Origin of the sequence: Streptomyces sp. NPDC058663, assembly GCF_042716745.1 — a bacterium.
GTDB lineage: Bacteria > Actinomycetota > Actinomycetes > Streptomycetales > Streptomycetaceae > Streptomyces.
On sequence record NZ_JBHXRV010000076.1, the window covers coordinates 12,625 to 28,542 of the forward strand.

The following is a 15,918-nucleotide window of genomic DNA, read 5'->3' on the forward strand; positions in this document are numbered from 1 at the left end:
GCCCGCGCGGCGCCGCGGTCACACTGGGCCTCCCTCACTCCCTGCCCGTCACGTCAGTGTCCGCCCCGGCCGTGCTCCCGGTCCTTCACGCCTCCGCTCGGCGGAGTCCGGCCGCCAGCAGCCGGTCCGGGGTCAGCGGGAGCTCACGGAAGCGGATGCCGGTCGCGTGGTGGACGGCGTTGCCGATGGCCGCCGCCGTGCCGACGATGCCGATCTCGCCGATGCCCTTGCTGCCCATCGGATTGAGGTGTGGGTCGTCCTCCTCGATCCAGTGCGCCTCGATGTCCGGCACGTCGGCGTGCGAGGGGACGTGGTACGCCGCGAGGTCGCGCTCGACGAAGTCGCCGAAGGCGGGGTCCATGGTGCTGCCCTCGGTCAGCGCCATGCCGATGCCCATGGTCATGCCGCCGACGAACTGGGATTTGGCCGTCCGTGCGTTGAGGATGCGCCCGGCCGCGTACACGCCGAGCAGCCGGTTCACGCGCACCTCCCCGGTCGTCGTGTCGACCCGCACCTCGGCGAAGTGCGCGCCGAAGGCGTGCCGGGCGTACGGCGACTCCGCGTCGGCGGTTCCCTCGGTGTCGGCGGCCTCCTCGATGCCGTCCTGCGGCAGCGGCCCCTGATGTGCGGCCAGCCGGCCGGCCAGGGAGGTGCAGGCCTGGTGCACGGCCCAGCCCCAGGAGGCGGTGCCGGACGACCCGCCGGCCAGGGGCGCCTTCGGCAGCTCGGTGGAGCCGACCTCGGTGCGCACCCTCTCCAACGGCACGGCGAGCGCGTCGGCGGCGACCTGGGCGAGGACGGTGCGCGCTCCGGTGCCGATGTCGGTGGCGTTGATCCGTACGACGTACGTGCCGTCGGGCAGTGCCCTGGCGGACGCGCGTGACGGGGAGACCAGCACCGGGTAGGTGGCGGCGGCCACTCCGGTACCGGTCAGCACGGCGCCCTCGCGGCGGGTGCCGGGCCTGGGGTCCCGGTCGGCCCAGCCGAAGCGCCGGGCGCCGTCCCGCAGGCACTCCACCAGGTGGCGGCTGCTGAACGGCTTGCCGCTGTCGGGTTCGCGTTCCGGTTCGTTGCACACCCGCAGTTCCACCGGGTCCAGGCCGGTGGCCTCGGCGAGCTCGTCCATGGCGGACTCCAGGACGTACATGCCGGGCGCCTCCCCCGGGGCCCGCATCCAGGACGGGCTGGGCACATCGAGGGCGACCACGCGGTGGGTGGTGCGGCTGTGCGGGGAGGCGTACATGACCCGGGCGGGCACCGCCGCCTGCTCGACGAACTCCTTGACGCGGGAGGTGTGGGTGAGGACCTCGTGGTCCACGGAGACGAGGGTGCCTTCGGCGTCCGCGCCGAGCCTGATGCGGTGCAGGGTGGGCGCCCTGTGGCCGACGACGGCCGCCAGCTGGCCCCGGGAGAGGGCCAGTTTGACGGGCCGGCCGACGTGCCGGGCCGCCATGGCGGCGAGTACGACCTGCGGCCGGGGGGTGCCCTTGGACCCGAAGCCGCCTCCGACGTGCTCGGAGACGACGGTGATGTTCTCCTCGGGCAGCTCGAAGAGGGAGGCCAGGACCTGGCGGACGGTGCTCGCGCCCTGGCTCGAGTCGTGGACGGTGAGCCGGCCGTCCTCCCAGCGGGCGGTGGTGGCGTGCGGCTCCATCGGGTGGTTGTGCAGGGGCGGCACGGTGTACGAGGCGTCCACCTGGTGGGAGGAGCCGGCGAACGCCGCTGCGGTGTCGCCGCGTTCCCGGTGGGCGGGATGGTCGCCGTTCGCGTCGTCGGGGGTGTAGGCGTCGGGGTGGTCGGTGCGCAGGGTGACGTCGTGCGGTGCGGCGGCGTACGCGATGTGCAGCGCGTCCGCGGCCTCGCGGGCGGCCTCCGGGGTGTCGGCGACGACCAGGGCGACGTACCAGCCGCGGTGCGGCACGTCGTCGTCCTGGAGGAGTCGCAGCGTCGGGTCGTCGCTCTCGCCCAGCTTGGGCGCGTTGCGCGGGGTGAGTACGGCGAGGACGCCGGGCACCGCCAGTGCGGCGCTGTCGTCGACGGCGGTGATCCGGCCCCGGGCGACGGTCGCGGGGACGGCCCGTGCGTAGGCGCAGCCCGGCGGGGTGTGTTCGGCGGCATAGCGGGCGGTGCCGGTGACCTTGTCCCGGCCCTCCCGGCGTTCGGCGGGGGCGCCGAGAGCGGTCGGGGGGTTGCGCATCGCGGGGTGTCCTTCCGGAGGGGTGGGGTGCGGGACGGGGCCGGCTCGTGTCGCGCGCGGACGCGGGACATGGCCGGCTCCCTTCGCACGCGCGGCGGTTCGCACGCGGGCGGCGCAAGCGCGGCTCACGCCTGCCCGGCGGCGAGTTCCGTGAGCACTTCGTGGGCGAGGCGGTGCGCGAGCGGAACCTTGTACGCGTTGTCGCGCAGGGGCTCGGCGCGGTCGAGTTCGGCGTCCAGTGCGCGGTGGATGCGTTCCGCGGTCGGCGGGCCGCCCCGCAGAGCGGCTTCCGCGTGCTGGGCGCGCCAGGGCCGGTGGGCGACTCCGCCGAAGGCGAGGGCCACATGCTGGACGGCTCCGTCGCGGACGTCGAGGACGGCCGCGACCGACGCGAGGGCGAAGGCGTACGAGGCCCGGTCGCGGGCCTTGCGGTAGGCGGAGGGCAGTGCCGAGGGTCCGGACGGCAGGGTGACTCCGGTGATGAGTTCGCCGTGCCGCAGGACGGTGTCGCGGTCGGGCCGCTCGCCCGGCAGCCGGTGGAACTCGGTGGCCGGTACGGCCCGTGTGCCTTCGGGTCCGCGCAGCTCGACGACGGCGTCCAGCGCGGCGAGCGCCACCGCCATGTCGGAGGGGTGGGTGGCGATGCACTGCGCGGAGTGGCCGAGCACGGCGTGGTCGCGGTGGATGCCCTCGCGGGCGGCGCAGCCGGTGCCGGGCTCCCGCTTGTTGCAGGGCTTGGAGGTGTCCTGGAAGTAGCCGCAGCGGGTGCGCTGGAGGAGGTTCCCGCCGGTGGTCGCGATGTTGCGCAGCTGACCGGAGGCCCCGGCGAGCAGGGCCTGGGAGAGGACGGGGTAGCGGGAGCGGACGAGGGGGTGGGCGGCCAGGTCGCTGTTGCGGACGGTCGCCCCGAGGTGCAGGGAGCCGTCGGGGCGTTCCTCCACGGTGTCCAGCGGCAGCCTGCTCACGTCGACGAGGAGGTCCGGGCTCTCCACGCCGAGCTTCATCAGGTCGACGAGGTTGGTGCCGCCGCCGAGGTAGCGGGCGCCCGGCCTGCCGGCGTGGGCGAGGGCCGCTTCCTCGACGCTCTGCGGGCGTACGTAACCGAAGGGCTTCATCGGACCGCCTTGCTGGAGTCCGTCGTGGCGGACCCCGTAGTGGGAGCGGAACCCGGTGTCACGGCCGCCGTTCGGGCGTCCTGCACGGCGGCGACGATGTTCGGATAGGCGCCGCAGCGGCAGAGGTTGCCGCTCAGCCGCTCGCGGATCTCGTTCCGGTCGAGGGCGGCGGGGCCGTTCGGGTGAGCGGCCGGCTCCTGGCGCCCGGTGACCGCCGACGGGTGCCCCGCCGCGGCCTCGGTGAGCATGCCGACCGCCGAGCAGATCTGCCCGGGTGTGCAGTAGCCGCACTGGAAGGCGTCCCGGTCGAGGAACGCCTGCTGCACCGGGTGCAGGTCCGTGCCGCCGGGGCCCGACAGCCCTTCGACGGTGGTGACGGCGCGCTCGTCCTGGGCGACGGCGGGCAGCAGGCAGCTGTTGGCCCGGCGGTCGTCGACGAGCACGGTGCACGCACCGCACTGGCCGTGGTCGCAGCCCTTCTTGGCGCCGGTCAGGCCGAGGTCCTCGCGCAGCACGTCGAGCAGGGTGGCGCGGTGGTCGACGGTCAGGGACCGGGCCGTCCCGTTGACGTGCAGGGTGATGCGGGACCGGATGGGGACGGCGTCGTCCTCGGGGAAGTCCTCGTCGGTGGGGGCATCGTCGGTTCCCATGGGTCGTGTGCGCCCTTCGTGCGGAAAGTGGCTGGCGGTACCTCGCATTTCCAGGCTGAGCCAGGTCATTCGCGACGGCATGTCGGAATTGCCGGGCCGGTGGTCCGGGGGGGGCGGTGGCAGACCGCCCCGTTCCCCCGGCCGCGCCCGCGTGGCATCGTGCATTGGTCCGGACCACTGCCGTGCCGAGGGATCAGGAGCGGGACCGATGGAGACCGTGGAGAGCGCCGTACCGCTGCACCGGCTCGAGGTGCCCGCGCCGCAGCAACTGCCTTTCGCCATAGGGTCGTTCGATGCCGTCGGGCCGTTGTCGAAAGCTGCGTTCCCGCACCGGCACACCTTCTACGAGATCGTCTTCGTCACCGGCGGCCGGGGCGCCCACGTCATCGATCTGTCCCGCTGGGAGCTGCGCCCGCCGCACCTGTGCTTTGTGATCCCCGGGCAGGTGCACTACTGGGACAAGGTCACCGCTCTGCACGGACGGCTCATCCTGTTCACCGGCGACTTCCTCCTCGACCATCCTGGCGACCGCGACCTGCTGCGGCAGCTCGGGGATCGGCCGTGGTTCAGCCCCACCGGTGACGAGGCCGCCGCCTTCGCGCGGCTGATCTCCGACATGGAGCGCGAGTACCGCGCCGCTCAGGCCGGCTTCGCCTCCGTCCTGCGGGCCTATCTGCACGTACTGGTGGTACGGGCGTCCCGGCTGGCCGGGCCCGTGGTGCGGCGGCCGGACCCGGCGGGGCGTCCGGCGCTGGTGACCCGGGAATTCGTACGGCTGCTGGCGGAACCGGATCACGGAATGTGGTCGGTGCGCACCTGTGCGGCGACCGTCGGGGTGAGTGTGGGGTACCTCAATGAGGCGGTGAAGCAGACGACCGGGCGCACTCCCGGGCAGCTGGTGCGCCAGGTCCGCACCCACGAGGCCAAACGGCTGCTGGCCCGCACCGATCTGACGGTTCGACAGGTGGCGGCCGGGGTGGGGTTCGAGGATGCCGCCTACTTCTGCCGCTTCTTCCGCAGGGAGACGGGGCTGAGCCCGGGCGCTTTCCGGCGCGGCAGCGGTGCAATGCACCACGACTACCGCGTTCCGTCCCTCGAACACGGGGAGCCGTCCGCCTAGGTTCACTGGGGAGCGGGCCGGGAGCACTCCGGACACCCCCGGGCACCGCTCAAATCCCCTGTTCCTGAACCGACTTGGAGTCGTCCCCACCATGGACCAGCCCAAGCCCACGGAGATCACCCCCTCCTCCCCCACTCCCCGCCATCCGTCCCGCAAGACCGTGCTGAGAGCCGCGCTGGCGGTGGGCGCGGCGGTTCCGGTCGCCCTCATCGGGGTACCCGCACTGGCCAGGACCGCCCGCGAGGGCCACGTACCACTGGAGCTCACACCGGAGTGCGACGACGGGGACGACCCGACGCCCGCGCAGACCGAGGGCCCGTACTTCAAGCCGAACTCGCCGCGGCGCACCTCGCTCCTCGACGGCAATGCGCCGGGTACCCGGCTGACCGTCACCGGGTACGTCTTCGGGCTGGCCTGCCGTCCGGTCGCGAACGCCCTGCTGGACTTCTGGCAGGCGGACGTCAACGGTGCCTACGACAACACGGGGTACCGCTTCCGGGGCCACCAGTTCACCGACGCCCGGGGCGCGTTCACTCTGACCACTGTCGTGCCCGGCCTCTACCCGGGCCGCACCCGGCACCTCCACGTGAAGGTGCAGGCGCCGAACCGGCCCGTGCTGACCACCCAGCTGTACTTCCCGAACGAGCCGCGCAACCAGACCGACAGCATCTTCGACCGACGGCTGCTGATGACGATGCGTGACAACGGGCCTGTCAGGGAGGGGAGTTACGACTTCGTCCTGAACGTGCCGCAGGATCCCGGCCCCACCGACCCGCCGACCACACCGCCGCCGGCCGGCACCTGGTGGGCGGGCACCGCCTACCGGGCCGGCGACCGGGTGACGTACGGCGGACGCGCCTACTCCTGTCTCCAGGCGCACACCTCGGGCCCGGGCTGGGAGCCGCCGAACGTACCGGCACTCTGGCGGGCCGTGTAGTCACTTCGCCCCGGGCCTCGGTGGCGGGGCCGGTGCTCCGGCGGGCGGGGCGATGCGGGGGTACGTCCCGGGGGGCGCGGCGGCGTCCGCCGGGGCGGGTGCCGGCCCGGTCGGCACCCCCAGGAGGGCGTCGCGCCCCGCGCCCGGATCCCACCCTCTCTCCACGACACGCTTCTGCATCAGGATCGCAGCGCCCAGGACCACCGCGCCGACGGCCGGCATCAGGACGACGGCGCCCACGCCGCCCACCTTGGCGACGTTGCCGACGACGGCGCCGAACCAGCCGAAGTCCGTGTCGCCGAAGGTGGTGTTGGCCTCACCGAAGGTGCCCAGCACCTTGAGCAGCAGGGCGGGCAGGAAGGTGATCAGCACCCCGTTGAGGAAGGCGCCGACGACGGCGCCGCGCCGGCCGCCGGTCGCGTTGCCGTAGACGCCGGCCGCGCCTCCGGTGAAGAAGTGCGGGACCAGTCCTGGCAGGACGAGTGCGAGGCCGAACGCCGGGTTGAAGACCCAGGTGAGCAGGCCGAGACCGATCAGGCCGCCGGTGAAGCTGGAGACGAACCCGATGAACACGGCGTTTGGGGCGTACGGGAAGACGATCGGCGCGTCCAGCGAGGGCACCGCGCCGGGGACGATCCTGCCCGCGATGCCCTGGAAGGCGGGGACCAGCTCGGCGAGGATGGTGCGGACACCGAAGAGGATGACGGCGACCGCGATGCCGAACTGGAGCCCCTGCATCACGGACTTCATCAGGTAGTTGCCCAGGTCGGTGGCGGCTGCCGCGTCGGCGCCGAAGGCCTTGAAGGCAGTGTCCCTGCCTGCCTTGACGAGGAGGACGACGGACAGGGTGACGTAGAGGAGGACCATGGACAGAGCGGTGGCGGCCATGGAGTCGCGCAGGAAGCGCAGGCCCTCGGGAAGGTTCATCTCCTCGGTGCTGCGGCTGCGCTTGCCGACCAGCTGCCCCGCGGCACCCGCGGCGATGTAACCGGCGGTGCCGAAGTGGCCGATGGCGAAGCTGTCGCTGCCGGTGACCCGTTTGGTCCAGGGGTGGGCGAAAGCGGGCATGGCCACCAGGAGGATGCCCAGGAGGGTGCCGCCGACGACGACCACGGCCACCGGGCCCTGACCCGCCGTGGCCAGCACCATGGTCAGCAAGGTGGCCATGAACAGCATGTGATGCCCGGTCAGGAAGACGTACCGCAGGGGGGTGAAGCGGGCGAGCAGCAGGCTGACCGCAAATCCGGTGATCATCAGCCAGGCGACCCGGGCTCCGTACTGCTCCTGGGCGATGCCGACGATGGCTTCATTGGTCGGGATCACCCCGTGGGCACCGGTCGCGCCCCGGATCATCTCGCCGAGCGGGGCGAGGGAGCCGACGACGAGCCCGGCTCCGGCCCCGATCAGCAGGAAGCCCAGCGTCGCCTTGAGGGCGCCGCCGACGACCTGGCCCGCGGACTTGCGCAGGGCGATCAGACCGACGGCAGTGATGATGCCGATGAGGTAGGCGGGCCGGCTGAGGATCTCGTTGACGAGAAATGCCGCGAAGGGTGCGAGCCGGTCCATGTGCGGCCTCCGTGCGGTGGGTGATCAGGTGCCTGGGGGCTCCGTGATCAGACGTCGTAGGTGTCCCGCAGTACGGCGTCGACCTCCGTGGTGCTGGTGAAGTCCTCCACCACCTTCACCGGCACTCCCACGTCGCCGAGCGTCCTGGCGATCTCGCGGGAGGTGAGGAGGGCGACCGCTCCGGCTGCCTTGCCCTTGGCGGAGAGGGTGTCGGTCGCCTCGACGTGGACGTGGCGCGACCAGTTCCAGCGCTCCAGCACCTGTTCCAGGGTGTTCTTGAGGAAGAGGCTGGTGCCGACGCCGTTTCCGCAGACGGTGAGGATCTTGTGCACCGCGGGCCCGGCGGGAGCGTCCCGCGCGGGAGTACGTACCTCCCCCTGGCCGGCGAGCACGGCGTGCAGTGCCGATGGCGTAGACGCTTCGTGCAGTGCGCGGGAAGTATCCGGGTCCGCGAGCAGTCGGGCCAGGCCGGCCATCGCGGCGGTGTGCGCGGCGGAGTCCACGGCCGCCAGTGCCACCACCAGTCGCACCGGGTCATTGGTCTCGTGCCCGAACTCCACCGGCTCGGCCAGCCGCAGCCAGGACATTCCGGTTCTGCGTACGGAGGGCGATGGGCGGGCATGCGCAAGGGCGAAGCCTGGCGCGATCACGAGGTATGGACCGTTCTCCTCCACGTTCCGGATCATTTCCGCGGTGTACGGCGCGGTGGTGGTTCCGGTGGCGACGAGAAGTTCGCCCGCATCCCGGAGTGCCTCCTTCCAGTCCGCAGCGAACACATCGAGTCGTACCGCTTCCGACGGAAGGAGATCGCTCAGTGCCGACATACGACCGATATTTGCACAGGGGTGAACATGCGGCGTGACCGGAGGAGCTGGGTAGAGAAAGAGGGCACTCGTACCTCCACCGCCGTATTCGCCCCGTCATCACTGTTTTGAAAGGGTCACCGCATGCGAAGTGTGGGAGTGGAAGAGGAGCTTCTGCTGGTCGACAGCAGCGGGCAGCCGCGGGCCGTGTCCGGGGTCGTGCTGGCCGCACTGCCCGACGGATCCACCCTGGAGAAGGAGCTGCACCGCGAGCAGCTGGAAATCGCGACCCGGCCCCGGCACACCATCGAGGGGCTGGCCGCCGAGGTGCGCAAGTGGCGCGGTGAGGCCGCTGCCGGGGCGCGCCGTGCGGGAGCCGAGCTGGCGGCCCTGGCGACCTCCCCCCTGCCGGTGGACCCGTCCATCAGCGCCGGGGAGCGCTACCGGAGGCTGGAGGAGGAGTTCGGTCTCACCGCGCTGGAACAGCTGACCTGCGGCTGCCATGTGCACGTCTCGGTGGAGTCCGACGAGGAGGGCGTCGCGGTGCTCGACCGGATCCGGCCGTGGCTGCCCCCGCTGCTGGCCCTGAGCGCCAACTCACCCTTCTGGCAGGGGAAGGACACCCGGTACAGCAGCTACCGCAGCCGGGTGTGGGGGCGGTGGCCGTCGACCGGTGCCACCGAACCGTTCGGCACCGCCGAGAACTACCACCGCCAGGTGCAGGGCATGCTCGCCACCGGCACCCTGCTGGACGAGGGGATGATCTACTTCGACGCCAGGCTGTCCCGGCACTACCCCACCGTCGAGGTGCGGGTGCCCGACGTGTGCCTGGAGGCGGACGACACGGTCCTGATCGCGGCGCTGGTCCGCGCCCTGGTGGAGACCGCGGCGCGCGAATGGGCCGCGGGCGACCCGCCGGACACCACCGGGGTGGGGCTCCTGCGCCTGGCGTCGTGGCGGGCCGCCCGCTCGGGGCTGTGCGGCGATCTGGTCGACCCGCGCACACTGACGCCCGCGCCCGCCGAGACGGTCGTTCGGGCCCTGGTCTCCCACGTATCGGAGGCACTGCGCGAGAGCGGTGACGCGGACCTGGTCAAGGAGCACCTGAACGCCCTGCTGGCACGCGGCAACGGCGCACACGTGCAGCGCGAGCTGCTGCGCAGGACCGGCGACCTGCGGGCGGTGGTGGAGGAATGCGCCCGCAGGACGACGGCGTGAGGATGACGAGGGATACAGGGTGGGACGGGCGCGCGTGAAGAAGCGCGCCGAGGAGAGGGGGTGGGCCCCGCCCGCGGTCTAGTCCGCGGGCTCGTCCACCGACCTGTCGTCCGGGTCCGCGTCCTCCAGGCCCGGCCCCTCCGGCTGCCGCTCCCCGTCGTCCGACGGGGAGTACTGCTGGTCGGGCAGGTCGCGGGGGATGCCCGGCGGCTGCTCCTGCGGTCCGTCCTGGCGGCGGTCGGTCATCAGGGTCTCCTTCGGTCGAACGGGAGGATGGGTGAGCGGCTGGTACCCGACGCCTGAGCGGACATGCGCCACCCCTCTCCGACCTGGCGATATCCCCGTCCTCTGCGCCTCGTAGAGTGCGGGAATGCCCAGCCCCCGCACGAGCACGAGCAGCACCAGCACCAGCACCAGCACCAGCACCAGCACCAGCACCAGCACCAGTCTCTCCTACGGCGGCGACCCCGCCGGCCGCGAAGGGCGATCGCCGTCGGCGCCCGCGCGGCTCGCGCGCAGCCCCTGGGCCGTGGTCGTTGTCTGGGTGCTGACCCGGCTGTGGCTGGTGCCCGCCGCGCTGAAGCTGCCGCCGCTCGACGGGGACGGCACGCTCGACCCTTCCGTGGACAAGGTGTACCGGGGCTGGTTCGACGTGCTGGCCTCGGGGACGTTCCCGGCGCAGGACGTGAGCTGGCAGTATCCGCCGGGGGCGGCCCTGCCGGTCCTCGCGCCGGGGCTGCTGCCGTCCCTGGACTACGGGCTCGCCTTCATCGTGACGGCCGCCCTCGCCGACGCCCTGGTGGTGGCCGGGTTGCTGTGGCTGGCGGTACGGCGCGGCCGCCGCCTGGGCGCGGCGTGGCTGTGGACCGTGGCGCTGGCCGTGCTGTCGACGATGCCGTGGAACAGGTTCGACCTCCAGGTGACGGCGGTGGCGGTGGCCGCCCTCACGGTCGCGGGATCCTCGCGCCGCTGGGCGGACAGGGCCTTCGGCGCGCTGGTGGCGCTCGGGGCGCTCATCAAGGTGTGGCCGGCGCTGCTGCTGGTGGGCACCGAACGGGGCCGCCGCACCCGGGTGTCGTGGCTGTCGGCGCTTGCCGCCGGGGCCGTGCTGCTGGCCGGGTTCGCCGCGGCGATGCCGCACGCGCTGTCCTTCCTCACCGCCCAGAAGTCACGCGGTATCCAGATCGAGTCGGTGGGGGCGCTGCCGTTCCACGTGGCACGGCACTTCGGGTGGAGCGGAACCTGGAAGGCGAAGGACGGCTCGCACGAGTTCGTCGGCCCGTACGTGGAATCCGTGTCGCTGCTGATGCAGTGCCTGACGGTGCTCGCCCTCGGCTGGCTGCTGTACTGGCGGCTGCGCTCGACCCGCCGGGCGCCGTGGCTGCTGCCGGACGCCGCACTGACCGCCGTACTGCTGTTCGTGGTGACGAGTCGGGTGATCAGCCCGCAGTACCTCGTATGGCTGGTCGGCCTGGCCGCGGTCTGTCTGCTCCGGCGGGAAAGCTCGCAGCGTCCCGCCACCTGGCTGATCCTGGCGGCATGCGTCTTCACCACTCTCGGATTCCCTTTGCTGTACCGGGAGTTGAGGGACGACGGCGACTGGGTGGCGATCGCCAACCTCTTCGTCAGGGACCTGCTGCTCGTTGCGGCGGCAGGCCTGTCAGCCGTACGGCTGTGGCGAGCGGGACGCATGGGGCCCAAGGGGCGCTAACCCTCGGCGGGCCGATGGCATATGCCAGTTGCACCACCGGATCGAGTGTTGCCAAACCGCTTACGGGCCCCTGCCGCCTGTGCCAGAGTCTTAACGGTCGCCTTCCTCCCGCCCGCGCTCGCGTCAGCACGAAGACCCGACAGCCACGACAGCCCGTCCCGGCCGCGCCTGCAAACGGAGTACGCCATGCCGTCCCCCCTGTTCGCGGATCGCTCCGCGCCGCAGCCTCCCGAGCGGGGCATGGTCGACGCACTGATCACGCAGACCCGTCGGCTGCGCGGTGACATGGACGCGGTCCGCCGGGACTCCTCCGTGGACGAGGACGACGCAGAGGTGCGCTGGCAGCGGGCGCTGTGCGATCTCGCGGTGCACCAACTCGACGATCTGGGCGCCCACTTGGGGCAGCTCAAGGACGGTCTGCCGTCCCTTCCGGTCGAACCGCCGCATCCCGCCCCGCGCCCCGGCCCGGCACCGCTCGCTTTGCTCTCCCGGGTCGGCAGCGCGGAATGGAACCTGCTCACCGACCAGGTCAGCTGGTCCGACGAGCTGTACGAGATCTTCGGGCGCGCCCCGTCGCGCGGCCCCCTCTCGCTGGACGAGCTGCCGTCGACGGTGCTGCCCGAGGACCAGGGCCTGCTCACCGCCATGGTCACGGACTGTCTCGTCGACGGGAAGCCCCTGGACGGCGAGTTCCGGATCGTCCGCGCCGACGACGGCGAGGTCCGCACGCTGCACATGATGGGCGAGCCGGTACTCGACGCCGACGGCTCCACGGCCTCGATGTGGGCGGTGCTGCGGGACGTGAGCGCACTGCGCCGCACCCAGCGGGCGGTGCGGGAGAACCAGGACTCCTTCCAGCAGGCCCGCCGGGTCGCCCAGGCAGAGCGCAAGGTGGCCGTCCAGCTCCAGGAGGCCGTTCTGCCGTCGTGGCGCGGGGCGGCGCCCCTGCCCGCGGGCGGGGCGCTCGACCTCGCCGCGTACTACCTCCCCTCGGCCAGCGGCGAGCTGGTCGGCGGCGACTGGTACGACGCGATGGAACTGGCCGACGGTTCGTCACTGCTGACCGTCGGCGGTCTCACCGGGCACGGGGTGACCGCCACCTCCTCCATGGCGATGCTGCTCGGCGCGCTGCGCGGCATGGCTCTGGCCGGCGTACGCCCGGGCGCACTGATGGGACACCTCAATCAGCTCCTCGAATCCTCCTCCGTCGACCCCGCGTCGGGCAGTGCCGTGTGCTGCCGGTACGACCCCCAGAGCCGCCTCCTCACCTGGGCGCAGGCCGGACACCCGGCCCCGTTGCTCTTCCGCAACGGCGAGGGCCGCCAGCTGGCCGCACCGCGCGGCATCCTGCTCGGCGCGACACCGGGTGCGGTGTACGAGCAGGCGGAGGTGACGCTCCGTCAGGGTGACCTGCTGCTGCTGCACACCGACGGGTTGTCGCGGCGCAGCAGCACCGACCACGAGAGTCTGGGCAGGCTGCTGTCCCTCGCCCCTCGGCTGACCGACGCCCGCAGCGCACGCGACTGCGTACGGCTGGTGCTGGAGGAGTTCGGCGAGACGGAGCGCGAGGACGACGCCTGCGTTCTGATTGCCAGGATCGGCGCGTAAGCGGCCCCGTCCGGTACGGCCGCCCGCCGGTTCAGACCGCGGCCGCTCCCTTCTTCGGTCCGCTTTTCGGTCCGCCCGCCTTCTTCGGGATGACCCGCTCCAGTTGCTTGCGCAGGTCCTCGATCATCGGGTAGTCCGCGTACTGCGAAGTGAGCCGGTACATGCTGCGCAGCCGGTCCCAGGTGCGGTGCGAGGAGGTGTCCCCCATGGAGTTGAGGGCGAGCCTGGCGTACCGGTCGGCCTGGTCGGGGTCGTTGCCGATGAAGCAGGCCGAGGCCATCGAGATGTGGTCGAACAGCTTGGAGCGCTCACGTCCTTCCGGGCGAAGCTGAAGGGCCAGCCTGGCGTGCCGCTGGGCGATGGCGGCTGCCGCCGGCTCGTGCTCGGCGAGCGTACGGAACGCGAGGGCCTGCATGCCGTGCAGATCCGCCTCGTCGAACATCTGCATCCAACTGGGCGGTTTCACGTCGCCCTTGTCGGAGACGAACAGCTCCTCGGCCTCACCGAGGGTGCGCCGCATCGCCTGCCCCTGCCCCATCGACGCCTGCGCCCAGGCCTCGATGGTGTGCAGCATGGCACGGGTGCGCGGCAGGGTCTCCTCTCCCGAGCCGGTCCTGGCGAGCTTCATCAGGTCCAGGGCGTCGTCGGGCTTGCCGAGGTGCACCATCTGGCGGGCCGCCCGGGACAGCGCTTCACCGGCCCGCGGCCGGTCGCCGCCCTCGCGGGCCGCGTGCGCGGCGATGAGGAAGTACTTCTGGGCGGTGGGTTCCAGGCCGACGTCGTGCGACATCCAGCCGGCCAGCACCGCCAGGTTGGCGGCGACTCCCCACAACCTCCTCTGCAGGTGGGCGGGCTGGGGGTAGGCGAGCATGCCGCCCACCTCGTTGAGCTGGCCGACCACGGCCTTGCGCTGGAGGCCGCCGCCGCGTGAGGCGTCCCAGGCACGGAAGACGTCGACCGAGCGCTCCAGGGCGTCGATCTCCTCCGACCCGACGGGGGCCGCTTCGTACAGGTCGTACCCCGCGCGTTCCACGTACTGGGGATCGTTGAGGCGTGGCCCTTGGGCCGCGGGGGTGGGGTCGGATTGCAGCCAGTCGTGCATGGCGCTGGTCAGTGCGGAGCCGGCGGCGAGCGCGGCGCCCGCGCCCACCAGGCCGCGTCGGTTGAGCATGAGGTCCATTCCCGTGAATTCGGAGAGGATCTCGGCCAGTTGCTCGGACGTCCACGGCATGCCGTCGGGGTTCTCGGTCTTTCCCGTGAGTCGGCGGCGTCCCGTGCGGCCAGTGCGAGTGAACCCGAGGTCCTCGATGGTCACGACACGGCCGAGCCGCTCGGTGAACAGAGCTTCCAGCACCCTGGGCACCGGATCGCGGGGGGACTCCCCCATGTCGATCCAGCGTCGTACCCGCGAGGTGTCGGTGGCCAGTTGCGGATGGCCCATGGCCGCCGCCTTCCGGTTCACCATTCTGGCGAGTTCGCCCTTGGACCAGCCGGTCATGCCGAACAGGTCGTTCAGACGGGTGTTGGGTTCTCCGGTCACGTCAAGCCCCCAGGTTCTCGGCTGACTTGACACTAACCCGCCGCGATATGCGGTGCGACTATTCGCCAGGGTTCGCCAGGGTGCGCCACATGGTGTGCCACCCGCGGCCGGTGGTCAGGTAGGAAAGCGCCACCCCGGCCCGGCAGCCGGCTCGTACTCCCCAGGGTGCGGACAGGTTGCCGGGGCGGGGAGCGCCACGCAATTCGTCGGCGCACGAAGGGACCTGTACCGCTATGTACACAGCATCGTCCTCCGTGTCCGCCCCGCCCCGGCCGCACCGTCCGCTGGTGGCGGGCAGCGGCCCGTACCTCGATCCCCACCACGCCGCGGCAGCGGTGGGCGCCGGTCGGGGACGGCGTGCGGCGGCTCCCGGACCCCCACCCCTCAGCGGGAGAATCGACTTGTCCGGCCCTCAGGGCGCGCAGTTGCGGATGGCGCTCCAGTCGGTGCACCGGATCTGCCCGGAGTTCCAGCCGGTGCAGGTACTGCGACGCAGCGGACGCTCGGTCCTGCTCGTCGGCCAGAGCGGACGCACGACCGCGATCGCCAAGTGCTTACTCGACCATTCCGAACAGTGGACCGAGCGGTTCAGGCACGAGATAGCTGCCTATCGCGCCTTCGTCCGGCACCGCCCACCGGTGCGGGTCCCGCGGCTGGTCGCCGCGGATCCCGACAACTGCACACTGGTGATCGAGCGGATGCCGGGCCGGGTGGCGGCCCTGGCGCGTCACCCGGCCGAGGCTCCGCCGCGTGCCGACGTCCGGGCCGCCCTCGGCGCGATCGACAAGCTGAACCACTGGCGGCCGCCGGCCGAGATGTTCGGCCGGCCCCTCAACTACGGCAAGCGGCTCACGGACTTCCACGCGCTGGGCCTGCTCACCGACAGGGACCTGGGTGACCTGCAGAAGCTCCTGCACGGCATCGGAAGGTCCTCCCTTCCCTGGCAGTTCTGCCACGGCGATGCCCTGCTCTCCAACATTCTCCTGTCGCCGGCCGGTCCAGTGCTGGTCGACTGGGAACACGCGGGCTGGTATCTGCCGGGGTACGACCTGGCGACCCTGTGGATGGTCCTCGGCGACACCTCCCCGGTGGCCCGCCGGCAGATCAGTCAGCTGGCGCACGCCGCGGGCCCGGCGGCGCGGGACGCCTTCCTGGTGAACCTGATGCTCGTCACGACCCGCGAGGTCCGCTCGTACGAGGCGAAGGTGCAGCGCACCATGCGTGAGGCTTCGCCGGTCTCCGCGTCGGCCTCGGCAGGGATCTCCCCCGGTGAGGAGCAGCGGCTGCTGCTGCGGCGGCTGCACGACGACTGCGCGCTGGCCCGCCGGGCGGTGCGTGCCGCGGTCGGTACCCGCTGACGCCGGAGCTCACGCGAGCGGGGCGGGGTGGAGGGGAAGCGCGGGGGGCCGGGGACCCGGGGGGGGGCGCCCCCCCCCCCCCGGGGCACACGGTG

General features: G+C 72.2%; 13 protein-coding genes. 6 read left to right on the forward strand and 7 right to left on the reverse strand.

Annotated features, from left to right (window positions below; translation table 11 throughout):
- Positions 1-85: 85 nt before the first annotated feature.
- From ACFWVV_RS35565 to ACFWVV_RS35575, 3 genes are all read right to left on the reverse strand, one after another.
- Entirely contained in the window at positions 86-2,197 is a 2,112-nt protein-coding gene (locus ACFWVV_RS35565; RefSeq protein ID WP_384345520.1) for a xanthine dehydrogenase family protein molybdopterin-binding subunit, read from the reverse strand.
- Between the two features lie 125 nt (positions 2,198-2,322).
- On the reverse strand, positions 2,323-3,312 hold the full coding sequence (locus ACFWVV_RS35570; protein WP_384345517.1) for an FAD binding domain-containing protein: 990 nt from the start codon (positions 3,310-3,312) through the stop codon (positions 2,323-2,325).
- Positions 3,309-3,962: a (2Fe-2S)-binding protein gene (locus tag ACFWVV_RS35575; protein ID WP_384345514.1), complete on the reverse strand. Its 654-nt coding sequence runs from the start codon at positions 3,960-3,962 to the stop codon at positions 3,309-3,311. The genes ACFWVV_RS35570 and ACFWVV_RS35575 overlap by 4 nt, the downstream gene beginning before the upstream one ends.
- A 208-nt stretch (positions 3,963-4,170) precedes the next feature.
- Between ACFWVV_RS35575 and ACFWVV_RS35580 the strand changes: the two genes are divergently transcribed.
- Positions 4,171-5,082 carry a helix-turn-helix domain-containing protein gene (locus ACFWVV_RS35580; RefSeq protein ID WP_384345511.1) on the forward strand — a complete coding sequence of 304 codons (912 nt, stop codon included), beginning with the start codon at positions 4,171-4,173 and terminating at the stop codon, positions 5,080-5,082.
- A 91-nt stretch (positions 5,083-5,173) separates the two neighbouring features.
- Positions 5,174-6,019 (forward strand): carbohydrate-binding protein, encoded by an 846-nt coding sequence (locus ACFWVV_RS35585; RefSeq protein WP_384345508.1) that lies wholly within the window; start codon positions 5,174-5,176, stop codon positions 6,017-6,019.
- Here ACFWVV_RS35585 and ACFWVV_RS35590 read toward each other — a convergent pair whose 3' ends face one another.
- On the reverse strand, positions 6,020-7,585 hold the full coding sequence (locus ACFWVV_RS35590; protein ID WP_384345505.1) for a PTS ascorbate transporter subunit IIC: 1,566 nt from the start codon (positions 7,583-7,585) through the stop codon (positions 6,020-6,022).
- A 47-nt stretch (positions 7,586-7,632) separates the two neighbouring features.
- Positions 7,633-8,409, reverse strand: coding sequence for a PTS sugar transporter subunit IIA (locus tag ACFWVV_RS35595; RefSeq protein WP_384345502.1), 777 nt, complete (start codon positions 8,407-8,409; stop codon positions 7,633-7,635).
- A 123-nt stretch (positions 8,410-8,532) separates the two neighbouring features.
- On the opposite strand from ACFWVV_RS35595, the gene ACFWVV_RS35600 reads away from it, so the two are divergent.
- Entirely contained in the window at positions 8,533-9,606 is a 1,074-nt protein-coding gene (locus ACFWVV_RS35600) for a glutamate--cysteine ligase (protein WP_384345500.1), read from the forward strand.
- A 78-nt stretch (positions 9,607-9,684) separates the two neighbouring features.
- Here the strand turns inward: ACFWVV_RS35600 and ACFWVV_RS35605 are convergent, their stop codons facing one another.
- On the reverse strand, positions 9,685-9,852 hold the full coding sequence (locus ACFWVV_RS35605) for a hypothetical protein (RefSeq protein ID WP_384345497.1): 168 nt from the start codon (positions 9,850-9,852) through the stop codon (positions 9,685-9,687).
- A 124-nt stretch (positions 9,853-9,976) separates the two neighbouring features.
- Between ACFWVV_RS35605 and ACFWVV_RS35610 the strand changes: the two genes are divergently transcribed.
- Both ACFWVV_RS35610 and ACFWVV_RS35615 read left to right on the forward strand, forming a co-directional pair.
- Positions 9,977-11,317 (forward strand): glycosyltransferase 87 family protein, encoded by a 1,341-nt coding sequence (locus ACFWVV_RS35610; protein WP_384345494.1) that lies wholly within the window; start codon positions 9,977-9,979, stop codon positions 11,315-11,317.
- A 186-nt stretch (positions 11,318-11,503) separates the two neighbouring features.
- Positions 11,504-12,925: a PP2C family protein-serine/threonine phosphatase gene (locus ACFWVV_RS35615; RefSeq protein WP_384345491.1), complete on the forward strand. Its 1,422-nt coding sequence runs from the start codon at positions 11,504-11,506 to the stop codon at positions 12,923-12,925.
- A 31-nt stretch (positions 12,926-12,956) separates the two neighbouring features.
- On the opposite strand, the gene ACFWVV_RS35620 is transcribed toward ACFWVV_RS35615, so the two are convergent.
- Positions 12,957-14,465 carry a hypothetical protein gene (locus tag ACFWVV_RS35620; protein ID WP_384345488.1) on the reverse strand — a complete coding sequence of 503 codons (1,509 nt, stop codon included), beginning with the start codon at positions 14,463-14,465 and terminating at the stop codon, positions 12,957-12,959.
- Positions 14,466-14,698: 233 nt separating this feature from the next.
- On the opposite strand from ACFWVV_RS35620, the gene ACFWVV_RS35625 reads away from it, so the two are divergent.
- The gene (locus ACFWVV_RS35625) at positions 14,699-15,823 is read left to right on the forward strand and encodes an aminoglycoside phosphotransferase family protein (RefSeq protein ID WP_384345485.1); all 1,125 of its coding nucleotides are present in this window, start codon (positions 14,699-14,701) and stop codon (positions 15,821-15,823) included.
- Positions 15,824-15,918 lie beyond the last annotated feature (95 nt).

Bases quoted from the DNA above. Each gene is read 5' to 3' on its own strand.
- ACFWVV_RS35570 (WP_384345517.1), bottom strand. From the start codon at position 3,312: ATGAAGCCCTTCGGTTACGTACGCCCGCAGAGCGTCGAGGAAGCGGCC.
- ACFWVV_RS35585 (WP_384345508.1), top strand. From the start codon at position 5,174: ATGGACCAGCCCAAGCCCACGGAGATCACCCCCTCCTCCCCCACTCCC.
- ACFWVV_RS35625 (WP_384345485.1), top strand. From the start codon at position 14,699: ATGTACACAGCATCGTCCTCCGTGTCCGCCCCGCCCCGGCCGCACCGT.
- ACFWVV_RS35590 (WP_384345505.1), bottom strand. From the start codon at position 7,585: ATGGACCGGCTCGCACCCTTCGCGGCATTTCTCGTCAACGAGATCCTC.
- ACFWVV_RS35595 (WP_384345502.1), bottom strand. From the start codon at position 8,409: ATGTCGGCACTGAGCGATCTCCTTCCGTCGGAAGCGGTACGACTCGAT.
- ACFWVV_RS35575 (WP_384345514.1), bottom strand. From the start codon at position 3,962: ATGGGAACCGACGATGCCCCCACCGACGAGGACTTCCCCGAGGACGAC.
- ACFWVV_RS35600 (WP_384345500.1), top strand. From the start codon at position 8,533: ATGCGAAGTGTGGGAGTGGAAGAGGAGCTTCTGCTGGTCGACAGCAGC.
- ACFWVV_RS35605 (WP_384345497.1), bottom strand. From the start codon at position 9,852: ATGACCGACCGCCGCCAGGACGGACCGCAGGAGCAGCCGCCGGGCATC.
- ACFWVV_RS35580 (WP_384345511.1), top strand. From the start codon at position 4,171: ATGGAGACCGTGGAGAGCGCCGTACCGCTGCACCGGCTCGAGGTGCCC.
- ACFWVV_RS35565 (WP_384345520.1), bottom strand. From the start codon at position 2,197: ATGCGCAACCCCCCGACCGCTCTCGGCGCCCCCGCCGAACGCCGGGAG.
- ACFWVV_RS35615 (WP_384345491.1), top strand. From the start codon at position 11,504: ATGCCGTCCCCCCTGTTCGCGGATCGCTCCGCGCCGCAGCCTCCCGAG.
- ACFWVV_RS35610 (WP_384345494.1), top strand. From the start codon at position 9,977: ATGCCCAGCCCCCGCACGAGCACGAGCAGCACCAGCACCAGCACCAGC.